Source organism: Streptomyces sp. NBC_00122 (genome assembly GCF_045160845.1).
Lineage (GTDB): Bacteria > Actinomycetota > Actinomycetes > Streptomycetales > Streptomycetaceae > Streptomyces.
Window position 1 is genome coordinate 3,528,042 of sequence record NZ_CP108191.1, and the last position, 13,473, is coordinate 3,541,514.

Annotated in this window: 13 protein-coding genes and 1 pseudogene; 7 read left to right on the forward strand and 7 right to left on the reverse strand. The window is 70.9% G+C overall.

The window, feature by feature from the left end:
- The first annotated feature begins 5 nt into the window (after positions 1–5).
- The 5 genes from OG737_RS16725 to OG737_RS16745 all read left to right on the forward strand — a co-directional run bounded on the left by OG737_RS16725 (position 6) and on the right by OG737_RS16745 (position 2,412).
- Positions 6–590 carry a hypothetical protein gene (locus OG737_RS16725; protein ID WP_328930365.1) on the forward strand — a complete coding sequence of 195 codons (585 nt, stop codon included), beginning with the start codon at positions 6–8 and terminating at the stop codon, positions 588–590.
- 14 nt (positions 591–604) lie between these two features.
- The gene (locus tag OG737_RS16730; protein WP_328926957.1) at positions 605–772 is read left to right on the forward strand and encodes a hypothetical protein; all 168 of its coding nucleotides are present in this window, start codon (positions 605–607) and stop codon (positions 770–772) included.
- A gap of 108 nt (positions 773–880) precedes the next feature.
- Positions 881–1,366 (forward strand): BlaI/MecI/CopY family transcriptional regulator, encoded by a 486-nt coding sequence (locus tag OG737_RS16735; protein ID WP_328926958.1) that lies wholly within the window; start codon positions 881–883, stop codon positions 1,364–1,366.
- Positions 1,367–1,377: 11 nt separating this feature from the next.
- The gene (locus tag OG737_RS16740; RefSeq protein ID WP_328926959.1) at positions 1,378–1,908 is read left to right on the forward strand and encodes an amino-acid N-acetyltransferase; all 531 of its coding nucleotides are present in this window, start codon (positions 1,378–1,380) and stop codon (positions 1,906–1,908) included.
- Positions 1,909–2,073: 165 nt separating this feature from the next.
- The gene (locus OG737_RS16745; protein WP_328926960.1) at positions 2,074–2,412 is read left to right on the forward strand and encodes an Lsr2 family protein; all 339 of its coding nucleotides are present in this window, start codon (positions 2,074–2,076) and stop codon (positions 2,410–2,412) included.
- On the opposite strand, the gene OG737_RS16750 is transcribed toward OG737_RS16745, so the two are convergent.
- Entirely contained in the window at positions 2,391–2,975 is a 585-nt protein-coding gene (locus tag OG737_RS16750; RefSeq protein WP_405921709.1) for an SCO3374 family protein, read from the reverse strand. The genes OG737_RS16745 and OG737_RS16750 overlap by 22 nt on opposite strands.
- A 487-nt stretch (positions 2,976–3,462) precedes the next feature.
- Between OG737_RS16750 and OG737_RS16755 the strand changes: the two genes are divergently transcribed.
- Complete coding sequence (locus tag OG737_RS16755; RefSeq protein WP_328926962.1) at positions 3,463–5,988, forward strand: ATP-dependent Clp protease ATP-binding subunit; 2,526 nt, start codon at positions 3,463–3,465, stop codon at positions 5,986–5,988.
- An 81-nt stretch (positions 5,989–6,069) separates the two neighbouring features.
- On the opposite strand, the gene OG737_RS16760 is transcribed toward OG737_RS16755, so the two are convergent.
- From OG737_RS16760 to OG737_RS16770, 3 genes and pseudogenes are all read right to left on the reverse strand, one after another.
- Positions 6,070–6,573 carry a hypothetical protein gene (locus tag OG737_RS16760; RefSeq protein WP_405679101.1) on the reverse strand — a complete coding sequence of 168 codons (504 nt, stop codon included), beginning with the start codon at positions 6,571–6,573 and terminating at the stop codon, positions 6,070–6,072.
- 556 nt (positions 6,574–7,129) lie between these two features.
- Entirely contained in the window at positions 7,130–8,263 is a 1,134-nt protein-coding gene (locus OG737_RS16765) for an NACHT domain-containing protein (RefSeq protein WP_405679099.1), read from the reverse strand.
- A pseudogene (locus OG737_RS16770) lies at positions 8,242–8,541 on the reverse strand (hypothetical protein); the annotation flags it as partial. The gene OG737_RS16765 and the pseudogene OG737_RS16770, both read right to left, overlap by 22 nt.
- Positions 8,542–8,786: 245 nt before the next feature.
- Between OG737_RS16770 and OG737_RS16775 the strand changes: the two are divergent.
- Entirely contained in the window at positions 8,787–9,338 is a 552-nt protein-coding gene (locus OG737_RS16775) for a M23 family metallopeptidase (protein WP_328926964.1), read from the forward strand.
- A gap of 67 nt (positions 9,339–9,405) precedes the next feature.
- On the opposite strand, the gene OG737_RS16780 is transcribed toward OG737_RS16775, so the two are convergent.
- The 3 genes from OG737_RS16780 to cseC form a co-directional block, all read right to left on the reverse strand.
- Positions 9,406–10,623 carry a LamG-like jellyroll fold domain-containing protein gene (locus OG737_RS16780; RefSeq protein WP_328926965.1) on the reverse strand — a complete coding sequence of 406 codons (1,218 nt, stop codon included), beginning with the start codon at positions 10,621–10,623 and terminating at the stop codon, positions 9,406–9,408.
- Between the two features lie 287 nt (positions 10,624–10,910).
- Entirely contained in the window at positions 10,911–12,098 is a 1,188-nt protein-coding gene (locus tag OG737_RS16785) for an IS4 family transposase (RefSeq protein WP_328926695.1), read from the reverse strand.
- 58 nt (positions 12,099–12,156) lie between these two features.
- The gene (gene cseC, locus OG737_RS16790) at positions 12,157–13,473 is read right to left on the reverse strand and encodes a two-component system sensor histidine kinase CseC (protein ID WP_328926966.1); all 1,317 of its coding nucleotides are present in this window, start codon (positions 13,471–13,473) and stop codon (positions 12,157–12,159) included.

Consider the following 13,473-nt stretch of genomic DNA (forward strand, 5'->3'; position numbering starts at 1 on the left):
GCGGCATGGCGTTCAGCGCCGCTGAACTGCACGTGCTCAGGCGCTCGCTCGCCCACGCCCTTCAGTCCTCCTCGGCCCCCCTCGCGGCCGAGGAGGTCCAGGACTGCCTGCGCCTCGCGCAGTCGGTGGACGACGTGGTCCAGGAGGCGGCCCGGCTCAGAGCCTTCCTCGCGGAGGATCTGGCCCGCTACCGGGGCGCTCTGCCCGGCAGTCTCTCCGGCTACCTGCAACTGCTGCAGGACGCCCTGGCCGCCGGGTACGAGCCCGTGCCCGACGACCTCGCCGCACTGCGCGCCCTGCGCGCCAACCCGGTCGCGGCCGCGCTGCTGGACCGCGCCCAGGCCGTCCTGGAGCGCTCCGTACGGCGGCGGCTGACGACCGCCCCCGCGCCCCGGACCCGGCTGCTGGCCCTGGCCGGGGGCAAGGACGGGCAGCCGGGCCGTCCGGCGCCCAGGCCCAAGGAGCAGCCCCGCCCCGAGCGGCCGGGGAAGCCCGAGCAGCCCGGGAAGCCCATCCCGACGCCCGGCGAGGTGTTCCCGCCGCGCCGCAAGCCCACCCCGCCCCCGGCGGCCGAGCGCACCGCCGTGTAGCTACGCTGATGGGCATGGACTACGTCTCCGCGCTCGTGCCCCCCGTCGTGATGGCCGGGTTCTTCATCGCTCTCGTCGTGACGATCGTGAAGAGCCAGGGCGGCGCCAACAAGGCCAAGGAGGACGCGGCGGTCGACGCCGTGATCGCCCGGGCCGAGGCCGCCCGCCAGCCCCAGAAGTAGAACCCTTCGGCTATCGGGCGCAGGGCCTCGGGCCCCGCGTCCGATTTTTTGCGCGTTGGCGGGTCGAATAGTCGGGCAATTACCCACAAGCCGCACTATCGTGCTGTTGTGCCTCGCCCCTTGGGAGAACTCGAAGACGCCGTCATGACGCGGGTGTGGCAGTGGAACCGCCCGGTCACCGTTCGGGAAGTGCTGGAAGACCTCCAGCAGGAACGGTCCATCGCGTACACCACGGTCATGACCGTTATGGACAATCTTCATCAGAAGGGCTGGGTCCGCCGGGAAGCGGAAGGCCGCGCCTATCGATATACGGCGGTCTCCACCCGTGCCGCCTACTCGGCCGCACTGATGAACGAAGCCTGGTCGACGAGCGACAACCCCGCGGCCGCCCTCGTCGCCTTCTTCGGCATGATGTCCGCGGAACAGCGGGAAGCCCTCAGGGACGCCGTTCGGATCGTCCAGCACGACGACGAGTCCGCCGAGTCCGCGGCCGAGTCGGCGGCCGAGACCGCCGCCGAGTCCGCGGCCGAAGCCCCCGCGCCGGCCGAAGCCGAAGGGGACTCCGCCGAGCGTCCGGGCACACCGGGGCGATAACGTCCGGGGCCATGGGAGAGTTTTCCGCTGCACACGCAGAAACAGTCACGATCCGCCGTGCCCGCACCGGTGATGTTCCCGCGCTGAGGCGCCTGCTCGACCAGTACGTGCAGCAGCGGATCCTGCTCGACAAAGCCCCCGTCGTCCTTTACGAGGACATCCAGGAGTTCTGGGTCGCGGAACGCGACTCCGACGGCCAGGTCGTCGGCTGCGGAGCTCTCCACGTGATGTGGGAAGACCTCGCCGAAGTGCGCACTCTGGCGGTCGACCGCGACTTGAAGGGTGCGGGCGTCGGTCATCAGGTACTGGCGCAGTTGTTGCGGACGGCCCGCGAGCTCGGGGTGAGCCGGGTTTTCTGCCTCACCTTCGAAGTGGACTTCTTCGCGAAGCACGGCTTCGTCGAGATCGGCGAGACCCCGGTGGAGACCGATGTCTACATGGAGCTCCTGCGTTCCTATGACGAGGGCGTCGCCGAGTTCCTCGGTCTCGAACGAGTGAAGCCGAACACCTTGGGTAACAGTCGGATGCTTCTGCACCTCTGAGCGATCAACGCGGCTTTTCCGGCGTCCACCCGCCTGTGGCCTATGTCCGAATCGCGCACGTTTCCCTCCCTGTTGCGGTCTCGAACCTCTCGCCGGGGGGTTTGTGTTTTCCAGGCAAAAGCGGTTTCCTTTCCGCGTACTGCTTTTCTATGAAAGGAAATCCCGGTGGCACAGAAGGTTCAGGTCCTTCTTGTCGACGACCTCGACGGTGTCGAGGCGGACGAGACGGTGACGTTCGCTCTGGACGGCAAGACCTACGAGATCGACCTCACCACCGCCAACGCTGAAAAGCTCCGCGGTCTGCTCGACCCGTACACCAAGGGCGGCCGCCGCACCGGTGGGCGCGCCACCGCGGCCCGCGCCAAGGGCCGCGCCTCCGCGACGACCGGTAACCCGGACACCGCCGAGATCCGCGCATGGGCGAAGGAGAACGGTTACAGCGTGAACGACCGGGGCCGCGTCCCGGCCGAGATCCGCGAGGCCTACGAGAAGGCCAAGGGCTGACCGGACCGGATCGTACGGCGCCGTAGGCGGGCGCGGTGGCATTCCGTCGCCGCGGCGGCCACCAGGCGTACGAGATCGGGCCGACGGGTGGGCCCGGCGCCTTCCCCGAGGCCCGGCAGGGCGGGCAGCAGCGCCTCACAGCCCTGCTCGGGGGGTCGCAGCCACACGGCGGCTCCCCGGGGGTCGGGGGCCTCACCGGGGGGAGCGGGGGCGGTGATCCGGCCACCCGCACCCAGGCCGGTGAGCTCCAGGTCGACCCCGCCCCACTCCAGCCAGTCGAGCAGCCCCTCCAGCTCCTCCGCGCCCCCCGCGGCCACCAGGAACCGCATCCGGCGCCCCATGAGGGTCACCGGCCCGGTGGCGACGGGCCTGCGGAGCAGCGCCGCGCCGGCGTCGGACGGCAGCTCCAGCACGTCGAACCGGGTCCCGGTGACGAGCTGGCCGGGCGGGCCGCCCGTAACGGCCCAGCCGAGCACGCGCCGGTACCAGGAGGCGTGCGCGGCTTCCCCGGCCGGAACGCGGGGCAGCGGGACGGTGGGGGCGCCGACGGTGCTGAAGGCCATGTCCGGAGCAACTCCCCAAACGGCTGCGGGTTACGGCCGGGGCACCTCCCGGCGGCAGCCGGGAGAGTGACACACGGCACCCGGATCAATGCGGAACGTAAACATCCGCGGGGTGGAGTCCCACATTCGGGACGCAAGCGTGTTCGCCCTTAGCGGAGGGAAGTGGTGCCGCGGGCATGGAGTGTCAGTCCTTACGGGTAAGACATTCCTAGTGGATCGGGGCGACACGCTGATTTGAGCGGCTTCCGTTCGCCATCGGCGTACACGCATGACGGGTATCTGCCTGGCCTGCGGGAACATCGTCTCGCACCATCGGGTTGGAGCAGTTGTCGGCTCTTCAAGCCGGTTTTCCTCGCAGATGTGGGGGTGAGCCGCGGACGGATGTCGGCAGTTGGAATGAGCTGTCCCGCCCCGCGGGACTAGCATGCGGAAGGACAGGGCGGGGACCGACCCCGAACTGCCCGACCGCTCTGAGGAGCGATAAACGATGTTCGAGAGGTTCACCGACCGCGCGCGGCGGGTTGTCGTCCTGGCTCAGGAAGAAGCCCGGATGCTCAACCACAACTACATCGGCACCGAGCACATCCTCCTGGGCTTGATCCACGAGGGTGAGGGTGTCGCCGCTAAGGCCCTGGAGAGCCTCGGGATTTCGCTCGAGGCTGTTCGCCAGCAGGTTGAGGAGATCATCGGTCAGGGGCAGCAGGCCCCGTCCGGCCACATCCCCTTCACCCCGCGGGCGAAGAAGGTCCTGGAGCTGTCGCTCCGAGAGGCCCTCCAGCTCGGCCACAACTACATCGGCACCGAGCACATCCTGCTCGGCCTGATCCGCGAGGGCGAGGGCGTCGCCGCCCAGGTCCTCGTGAAGCTGGGCGCCGATCTCAACCGAGTCCGGCAGCAGGTCATCCAGCTGCTCTCCGGCTACACCGGCGGAGGCAAGGAGTCGGCCACGGCCGGCGGCCCGGCCGAGGGCACGCCCTCGACCTCGCTCGTCCTGGACCAGTTCGGCCGCAACCTCACCCAGGCGGCCCGCGAATCCAAGCTCGACCCGGTCATCGGGCGCGAGAAGGAGATCGAGCGGGTCATGCAGGTGCTGTCCCGCCGTACCAAGAACAACCCGGTCCTCATCGGCGAGCCCGGCGTCGGCAAGACCGCCGTCGTCGAGGGCCTGGCCCAGGCGATCGTCAAGGGCGAGGTCCCCGAGACCCTCAAGGACAAGCACCTCTACACGCTTGACCTGGGTGCCCTGGTCGCCGGTTCCCGCTACCGCGGTGACTTCGAGGAGCGCCTGAAGAAGGTGCTCAAGGAGATCCGCACCCGCGGCGACATCATCCTGTTCATCGACGAGCTCCACACCCTCGTGGGTGCGGGCGCCGCCGAGGGCGCGATCGACGCCGCCAGCATCCTCAAGCCCATGCTGGCCCGTGGTGAGCTGCAGACCATCGGTGCCACGACGCTGGACGAGTACCGCAAGCACCTCGAGAAGGACGCGGCCCTCGAGCGCCGCTTCCAGCCGATCCAGGTGGCGGAGCCTTCCCTCCCCCACACGATCGAGATCCTCAAGGGCCTGCGCGACCGCTACGAGGCCCACCACCGCGTCTCCATCACGGACGAGGCCCTCGTCCAGGCGGCGACGCTGGCGGACCGGTACATCTCGGACCGCTTCCTCCCGGACAAGGCGATCGACCTGATCGACGAGGCCGGCTCCCGGATGCGCATCCGCCGGATGACCGCGCCGCCGGACCTCCGCGAGTTCGACGAGAAGATCGCGGCCGTGCGCCGCGACAAGGAGTCGGCCATCGACTCCCAGGACTTCGAGAAGGCGGCGTCTCTCCGTGACAAGGAGAAGCAGCTGCTGGCGGCGAAGGCCAAGCGCGAGAAGGAATGGAAGGCCGGCGACATGGACGTCGTCGCCGAGGTCGACGGCGAGCTCATCGCCGAAGTCCTCGCGACCGCGACCGGCATTCCCGTCTTCAAGCTCACCGAGGAGGAGTCCTCGCGACTGCTCCGCATGGAGGACGAGCTCCACCGTCGGGTCATCGGCCAGAAGGACGCCATCAAGGCGCTCTCGCAGGCGATCCGCCGTACCCGTGCGGGTCTGAAGGACCCGAAGCGCCCGGGTGGCTCGTTCATCTTCGCCGGTCCGTCCGGTGTCGGTAAGACCGAGCTCTCCAAGACGCTCGCCGAATTCCTCTTCGGTGACGAGGACGCGCTGATCTCCCTCGACATGTCGGAGTTCAGCGAGAAGCACACGGTTTCCCGTCTCTTCGGTTCGCCCCCCGGCTACGTGGGCTACGAAGAGGGCGGCCAGCTCACCGAGAAGGTGCGCCGGAAGCCGTTCTCCGTCGTCCTCTTCGACGAGGTCGAGAAGGCCCACCCGGATATCTTCAATTCCCTTCTCCAGATCCTGGAGGACGGTCGCCTGACCGACTCCCAGGGCCGGGTCGTGGACTTCAAGAACACGGTCATCATCATGACGACCAACCTGGGTACCCGGGACATCTCGAAGGGCTTCAACCTGGGCTTCGCGGCCCAGGGCGACACCAAGACCGGCTACGAGCGGATGAAGGCGAAGGTCAACGAAGAGCTCAAGCAGCACTTCCGGCCCGAGTTCCTCAACCGCGTCGACGACACGGTCGTCTTCCACCAGCTCACCGAGGAAGACATCATCCAGATCGTCGACCTGATGATCGCGAAGGTCGACGAGCGCCTGAAGGACCGCGACATGGGCATCGAGCTGAGCGGTGACGCGAAGCTCCTGCTCGCCAAGCGCGGCTACGACCCGATCATGGGTGCCCGGCCGCTGCGCCGGACCATCCAGCGCGAGATCGAGGACCTGCTGTCGGAGAAGATCCTCTTCGGCGAGCTGCGTCCCGGTCAGATCGTGGTCGTCGGCAAGGAGGGTGAGGGCGACGACGCCAAGTTCACCTTCCGCGGCGAGGAGAAGTCGGCTCTGCCGGACCTCCCCCCGATCGAGGCCACGGGCTCCGGCCCGGACCTGTCGAAGGGCGCGTAACCACCGCGGGGCGGTAGCAGTACGAAGGGGCGGCCCCGGGACCGAGAGGTTCCGGGGCCGCCCCTTTTCCGCGAACGCGTTTTACGAACGGATCACCTTGATGTGCGAGGGGAGCAGGGCGCGGACGGCCGCCTCGTCGAAATCCCCGGACAGGACCCGCAGCCGGGGGAAGATCGCGGGCAGTCGGCGGGCGAGGTCCAGGCCACCGTCGAACGCCCGGGGCACGTGGAGCTCCTCCACCGACGGCATGCACAGGCCGTCGGGGGCGAGACGGAGGGCGGAGCCCGTGACGGCCAGCTCGGCCAGCTCCGTGAGCGGTGCGAGCTCCTGCCACTCGCCCGGGTGGCGCGGGGCCCAGCACTCCCCGAGGGAGACGGACCGCAGTCGGCGGTGGCGGGACAAGCCGACGGGTCCCGCGTCCTCGGGCGTCACCGAGTAGAGGTTGACGCTGTTCAGTGCCACTCCGGGGGCGAAGCCGTCCAGTGACCAGGGCGCGTGGGTGCCGCGGAGCACGAGGTCGCGCAGGGAGGTCCAGTCGGCGAGGACGGGGCCCAGCGGCAGGCTGCGGCCGCGCAGGTCGAGCACGGCCGACCGGACGGGCAGCCCCCTCAGCCCGTCCAGGTTCCGGAGCCCGGAGCCCGGAGCAGTGCGAGATCTCGACGGAGACCAGTGCGTCCTGCCCCTTCAGGAAATCGAGGTCGGTGAGCAGGTCGTTGCCGCGCACGGTCAGGTACTCGGCTTTGACTTCCCGGAGGTACGCGGTGAGGGCCTCGCCCGTCACCTCGCCGACCACGTTCAGGTCCCGCCGGGGCGAGAAGTCGGCCAGGGCGGCCACCTCCTCGTCCGAGACGGCCGTGACGTTCTGGTCCGGGGGAAGGAGGGAGATGACCACCGCGGCGTATCGGCGCGTCTCGAAGCGCGGCCAGAGCCTGGCCAGCTCCGCGCGGACCTCGTAGGAGGGGTGGCCGCCGTAGCGGGCCAGGAAGGGGATCGCGCGCTCCGACAGCACCCCGCCCGCCGCCTGGACCGTGTACAGGGCCGCCGCGGCCGTCGGGGGCCTCCTCGGGCGGCGGGAGCAGCTCCAGGACCAGCGGTCCGATCCGCCCCAGCTCGCGCGCCGTGCCCACGCCGGTGGGCGGGATCAGCCGGCCCGCCTGCCGCTCCACCTCCGCGCGCAGTACGGGGTCCAGCTCGTCCGCGTACTCCAGGGAGGCCAGGGCGAGCAGGACCGACCGGTGCGAGCCGCGGGCCAGCAGCTCCCGGATGATCCCGGCGCGGTCGCGGGGGCGGCCCTGGGCCACCGCCATGCGGATGACGTCCTCCCACTGGTCGTCGTCCGCGTGGGCGGCCAGCTCGCCGAAGCTGCCCTCGTCCAGGGCCGCCCGGGCGCCCAGGAAGTCCTGGAAGGTGCGGTGGCTCGACGGTGTCCGCCGTGGGCGCCCGCAGCAGCCCGGAGCGCTCCAGGAAGTGCCGGATGGAACACCGCCGGGGCCTCGCCCAGTACGCGGACGGCGGGTACGGCGGGCAACGCGTCCGCGATCAGCGCCTCGGCCCGGTCCCGGTCCAGCTCGGTGCGCCCGTTGCGGATCAGCCAGTACGCGAGCCGCTGGAGCAGCTGGAGCTGGGGCTCCTCGGCCAGGTCCGGCAGCCGCAGGCCCCGCTCGCGGTCCCGGCGGTGCAGCAGCATCGACAGGGCGGCCGTGTAGAGCTCCTTGCGGCCCGAGGGCAGGAAGCCGCGCCGTTCGCGGTGCAGGGCGCAGATGAGCCCGCACAGCAGCGGATTGGTGGCCAGCCGGGCCAGGTCCGGCTTGGTGCGTACGGACTCCAGCAGCCGGCCCTCCAGCGCCGGGTCGACCGGTGCGGCCGCCGCGTGCCAGCGGGTGACGAAGGCGCGGACGTGGTCCGGGGTCATCGGGGTGAGGAGCACCTCGTCGAAGCCTTCCGCGCCGAGCCAGTCCTGCCGGACCGCCGAGGGCCGGGAGGTGACCAGCCAGCGGTTGCCCGGGTAGGCGGTGATCAGGTCGGCCAGCCAGTCGCGGGCCCGGTCCCGCTCGGCTGCCGGGATCTCGTCGAAGCCGTCCACCAGGAGCAGCGCGCGGCCGCCGCGCAGGACGCGGGCGGCCCAGCCGTCGGGGGCCGCCCCGTCCAGCGGGGTCGCCGCCAGGAACTCGCGCGGCGAGGGCAGCCGCTCGCCGTGGCGGTGAGGGTGCGCAGGGGGAGGACGTACGGGACGAGGCCCTCCCCGGGGCCGCGCGCGGCGGCGACGGCCAGCCACTGGATGAGGGTGGTCTTGCCGGATCCGGCTTCGCCGCGCAGCAGGATCCGGTGGTGCTCGGTGAGGAGCGCGTCCGCGGGCAGGGTGCGGCGGGCGACGCTCTCGCCCGGCTCGTCCGGCGCGGCGCGGTCGGCCTCCAACGAGACGTACGCCGCGGCCAGCGGCCAGCGGCCAGCGGCCAGCGGGCGGAGCCGGGGGCCAGGTCCAGGCCGAAGATGGTGAGGGCGCTTTGGGGGAGATCCAATGGCCCCCGGCCGGTGACAAGCCGCACAGGACAAATCGGACCTACTAGGAACTTTCGTAGATCCAAAGGTCCGATTTGCCCCGCCGTCGACCCGGTAAGGACAGGGTCAACAGGAGGGACGGCTGTGGTCGTACCTACGGCCTCCGGTAGTAATCGGGAGGTTTGGGGATGTCAGGGGGCGCGGGTTACCAAGGGTGGGCAAGCCCGGCACACCGCTCAGCGTGCCGGGTCACTTGATGCCCGAACCCGTCCTAGTCCCCGGCCCCGGAGGTCTCCTTCATGTTCGCGAAGCGCGTCATCACCCGTCGTACCCGTATCGCCGTCGGCGCAACCACTCTCGGTGCGGTGCTGGCTCTGGGGGCCGGGACGACCGCCGCGTTCGCCGACACGACGCAGACCTCCGCGAAGAGCGGCACCTGGAGCAAGCCGGTCGCGAAGTACACGCTGTCCGCGACCTTCGGCAAGGGCGGCAGCATGTGGTCCCACAAGCACTCCGGCCAGGACTTCGCCGTCCCGGTCGGCACCCCGGTCAAGGCCGCGGGCGCCGGCACCGTCGTGAAGGCCGGCCCGGGCGGCGGCGGTGACGGCCCGGCGTACGGCAACGCCATCGTGATCAAGCACGCGAACAACACGTACTCGCAGTACGCGCACCTCTCGAAGATCCAGGTCAAGATCGGGCAGAAGGTCTCCGCCGGCAAGCAGATCGCCCTGTCCGGCAACACCGGGAACTCCAGCGGCCCGCACCTGCACTTCGAGATCCGGACCACCCCGAACTACGGTTCCGCCGTCAACCCGGTGTCCTTCCTGCGCGGCGCCGGCGTCACCGTCTGAGCCGGCTGGACCAGCTGAACCAGCCGGACCAGCCGACCCGTCAGGTGCGTACGCCGCGCCTGACGCGTCAGGTCAGCAGCCAAGCGTGCGACGGCTTCGTCGTTGCCGGGAGCTTGCCGTCCTCGTACGCGGTGACCTGCTCCTGCGAGAACGCCGAGTCGTAGATCCGGACGTTGTGCATGGCCCCCTGCCACGCGTTGACCCAGATGTTGTGGTGCTTGGAGCGCCCCAGCTGGAGCGGTCCGGGGGCCTGCCAGATGCCCGGCACCTGTGCCTCGCCGGCCTTCTTGCCCTCCACGTAGAGGGCGATCGTCTTCTTCTCCGCGTCGTACGTCGCCATCAGCGTGGTGGGTGTCTTGACCATGGGCAGCCCCTCGGCGGCGACGGTCCGCGCGGTCGCCGCGGCGCCCTTGTCGCCCGTCTGCACCCGGAAGATCCAGGCCGGCTTGCCGTTCATCTCGTCGAGACCGAGCTCGAACGAGAACGACTCCCCGTCGCCCTGGCTCACGGCGATCCGCCCGCCCTTGGTGGCGGAGTTGTAGACGCGGGCCGTGACGGTGAAGCTCTTCGTCACGTCCACCGCCTCTTCGGAGGCCTGCGCGTACGAGTTCGCCGTCCCCTTCGAGATGATCTGGAACCGCTTGCCCACCGGCGCGATCTGCGTGTCGGCGCCCAGCCGGATGCCGATCTTGCCGTAGCTGTCGCGCAGCAGCGTCTGGTCACCCTCGACGGTGGGGGAGTACGGCGCCGGAGACTTCGACCCGGACGGATCACCCGGTGAGGCGGACGCGGACGCGGACGGGTTGTCGTCCGCCTTGTCCTGCTTCCCGTTGTCGCCGCTGAGCAGGAAGAACGTTCCGCCACCGGCCAGCAGCGCCAGTACGGTCACGCCGCCGCCCAGCATCCACAGCCGCTTGCGGCGCCGCTCGGCGTCGGAGCGGTCCGCCATGGCCTCCCAGTCCGGCTGGTCGCCGCCGGGTATGCCCGGCACCGCCTGCTGCGCCGGGGACCACGGGGCATGCGCCGCCGGGTCCTGCGCGTACGGATCCGGCTGGTACGCGCCCTGCTGGTACGGGTTCGGCGACCCGGGCTGCTGCGGGTAGCCGTAGCCACCGCTGTCCTGCGCGGGCGCCTGCGGCGGGAAGCCGTAGCCGCTCTGCACCGGCGAGCCGGGCGGGAAGCCGTAGCCGTCCTGGGCGGGCGGTCCCGGCGGGAACCCGTAGCCACCACTCCCCGGGGCGGGCTCGGGCTGCGGGTTGCTCTGAGGATTCGTGCCGTCGGTCATGCCACGGATGCTAAATCACAAGCCCCTGCCCCGTACCGTCCGGTACCGACTCGGACAGTACCGGGCCTTGGGCCCTAGCCCCAATGCCGTTGCTTTATGGCGGTTGGATCACGATGGCGTCGTGTGAGGGCCGGGTTGGCTGGGGCCAGTCGCGGTGGCGACTGGCCTTGGCCTTGTAGTTCGACATCTTGCGTTTGACGACCCGGGGCTGGCTGCGCAGTCGCCTCGGGGGCAGGAGCCGCTCGGTGACCTCGGCGCGGAAATGCCGCCAGGCCCTGTGCAGGTGGTCAGGGGGAAAAAGAGCCGGGCAGGATGGTCACGGTGCGGCGGGCCGCCCGCAGGGCGGTGGTGAAGGAGAGCCGGTCGCAGTCGACCGGCTCGGGACTACCGGCCGCCGCTTCGGCCATCAGTGCGCGCAGGGCGTGGTGCACCAGCAGGTGGGCATAGATCTCCTGGCGGACGCCGGTGGGGGTCTTGCTGGCCAGGACAACGGTCTTGGCGCCGCGCTGATGGGTCTTGATCTCGTCCAGGACGCTCTCGCACTCCCAGCGTTGCGGGTAGAGCGCGGCCAGGTCGGCGGCCGGGGCCCGGACCGGGTCCAGGACCGAGGTCAGCAGCACGTACTGGTCCTCGCCGGGTCGTCCCGGGTCGTCCAGGCGGTAGCGGATCACGCGGACCGCCACCGGCTCGCGGCCGGCCTTCTTGTCGTCTCCGGCCTGGATCACGGTGAGCCAGGACCCGTCGGGCAGTGTTTGCAGGACGGGCAGGCGGCGGTTGGTCTTGGCGCGGAAGCACAGGTCAGCGCCGCTGCTGGTCAGGGCTCGCCATAACCGGGTCGAGGGCAGGTTGCGGTCGCCCAGGACGAGCATGTCCTCGGTCAGTGAGCGTTCCAGGTCCTCGGCGAGGCGGACCTCGCCGTCATGCCAGCCGCCGAGCACCGCATCGACGACGGCGTGGGTGCCGCATTCGACCAGAGCGACGACCTGGACCTGCGGATATCCGCCGGTGCCTTCCCCGCGGCCGGTCCCAGGGCGGCCGAACTCAGCGGCGTTCGCCGCACTGTCGGCGACATCGAAACGGGTGCCGTCGATGGCCATCAGCCGCCAGCCCCTCCAGAACACCCCGGGCATCGCGGGCGTGCCCAGCGGTCGGGCGCATCTGTCGAACAGCGCGGCCATCGGTTCGACCCCGAGCCGTCCACGCGCCCGGAAGATGGCAGCCTTGCTCGGTGGATGCCACGACCCCCACAGCCCCGCCCACCGCAGGCCCTCAGCAAGGTGCCGCATGACCTCCAGATACGGCGCGGGCGAGAACAATGCCATCGCCAGCAGGAAGTACACCACCAGCCGGGCCGGCAACAGCCGCCGACGCTTCTCCGTCCGGTCGCACTGGGCCACGACCTCGTCCACCAGCCACGGCGGATACATCCGGGTCAGCACACCCACCCCGGCCAGATCCGGCAGAGACGACGCCATGCCACCACCCCCGATGACGTCGTCTCACCGATCCAGATCAATGTCAACGGCATTGGCCCTAGCCCTGCGACAGCTTGATGACCGGGAAGCTTCCCGTCGCCGTCGGCGCGTGCTCCGGCAGCCACAGGACCGCCACCGCGCCCGCGGCCCTGCCCTCGCGCTCCGAGCCGCCCGGGGCGGCCACGTTGCGGAAGGTCAGCCGGGCGCCCAGCACGCGGGCCTGCCCCTCCGCGATGGTCAGCCCCAGCCCGTGCCCGACGCCCGCGCGGTCCGTCGACCCGGTCCGGAACCGGCTCGGCCCCTCGCGCAGCAGTGCCTCCGGGAAGCCCGGCCCGTGGTCCCGGATCCGCACGACCCGGCCCTCGACGTCGACCTGGACCGGTGGCCGCCCGTACCGCGCGGCGTTGGCCAGCAGGTTGCCCAGGATCCGCTCCAGGCGGCGCGGGTCGGTGCTGACGATCTCGTCCGCCACGATCCGTACGGAGGCCTCCGGCATCAGCGCCGTCACGCGTCGGCTCACGAACTCGCCCAGCGCCACGTCCTGGAGCTCCGCCCGCTCGGACGCGCTGTCCAGCCGGGCCACTTCCAGCACGTCCTCGACCAGCGCGCGCATGGCCTGCGCCCGGTCGCGCACCAGCTCGGTCGGCCGCCCCGGAGGCAGCAGCTCCGCGGCCGTGAGCAGGCCCGTAACGGGCGTGCGCAGCTCGTGCGCGATGTCCGCCGTGACCCGCCGCTCGGCCTCCAGCCGCTGCTGGAGGGCGTCGGCCATGGCGTCCACGGCCCGCGCGAGGTCGTCCGTCTCGTCCCGTACGACACCCCCGACCGCATCGCGCACCCGCACCTCGGGATCCCCGTGCGCCACCCGCTGCGCGGCCGTCGCGGCCTTGCGCAGCCGACGCGAGATCTGTCCGCCGATGAGCACGCCCAGCGCCGAACCGCCGATCACGACGGCGAGGGAGCCGACCACGAGCGCCCGGTCCAGGTCGCGCACCATGTTGGCGCTCTCCCGGAACTGCGTGTGCAGCGACAGCACCTGCCCGTTGCCGAGCGGTACCGCGGCCCACACCTCGGGCGCGCTCTTGGCGGACTCCTGGACGTACGTCCCGCGCCGCCCGGAGCGTGCCTTCTCCCGCAGCTGGGCCGGCAGTTCCGGGTCGTTGAGCTTGGCGCCCATGGGGGGCTTGCGCCCGGCCTCGGCGTTGCGGGAGATGAACTGCACGCGGTCCAGCTGCACCTCGCGGGCGCTCTCCAGCATCGACACGCGGGCAGCACTGTGCACCACCAGGCTCAGCGCGACCGCGGTCAGCGCGCCGACGGCGGCGATGGCGAGTGTGATCTTCCAGCGGATCCCCGTGCGCAGGGTGAAGCGCCTCAT

Bases quoted from the DNA above. Each gene is read 5' to 3' on its own strand.
- OG737_RS16780 (WP_328926965.1), bottom strand. From the start codon at position 10,623: ATGACCGACGGCACGAATCCTCAGAGCAACCCGCAGCCCGAGCCCGCC.
- OG737_RS16730 (WP_328926957.1), top strand. From the start codon at position 605: ATGGACTACGTCTCCGCGCTCGTGCCCCCCGTCGTGATGGCCGGGTTC.
- OG737_RS16755 (WP_328926962.1), top strand. From the start codon at position 3,463: ATGTTCGAGAGGTTCACCGACCGCGCGCGGCGGGTTGTCGTCCTGGCT.
- OG737_RS16785 (WP_328926695.1), bottom strand. From the start codon at position 12,098: ATGGCGTCGTCTCTGCCGGATCTGGCCGGGGTGGGTGTGCTGACCCGG.
- cseC (WP_328926966.1), bottom strand. From the start codon at position 13,473: ATGAGGCGCTTCACCCTGCGCACGGGGATCCGCTGGAAGATCACACTC.
- OG737_RS16725 (WP_328930365.1), top strand. From the start codon at position 6: ATGGCGTTCAGCGCCGCTGAACTGCACGTGCTCAGGCGCTCGCTCGCC.
- OG737_RS16775 (WP_328926964.1), top strand. From the start codon at position 8,787: ATGTTCGCGAAGCGCGTCATCACCCGTCGTACCCGTATCGCCGTCGGC.
- OG737_RS16750 (WP_405921709.1), bottom strand. From the start codon at position 2,975: ATGGCCTTCAGCACCGTCGGCGCCCCCACCGTCCCGCTGCCCCGCGTT.
- OG737_RS16740 (WP_328926959.1), top strand. From the start codon at position 1,378: ATGGGAGAGTTTTCCGCTGCACACGCAGAAACAGTCACGATCCGCCGT.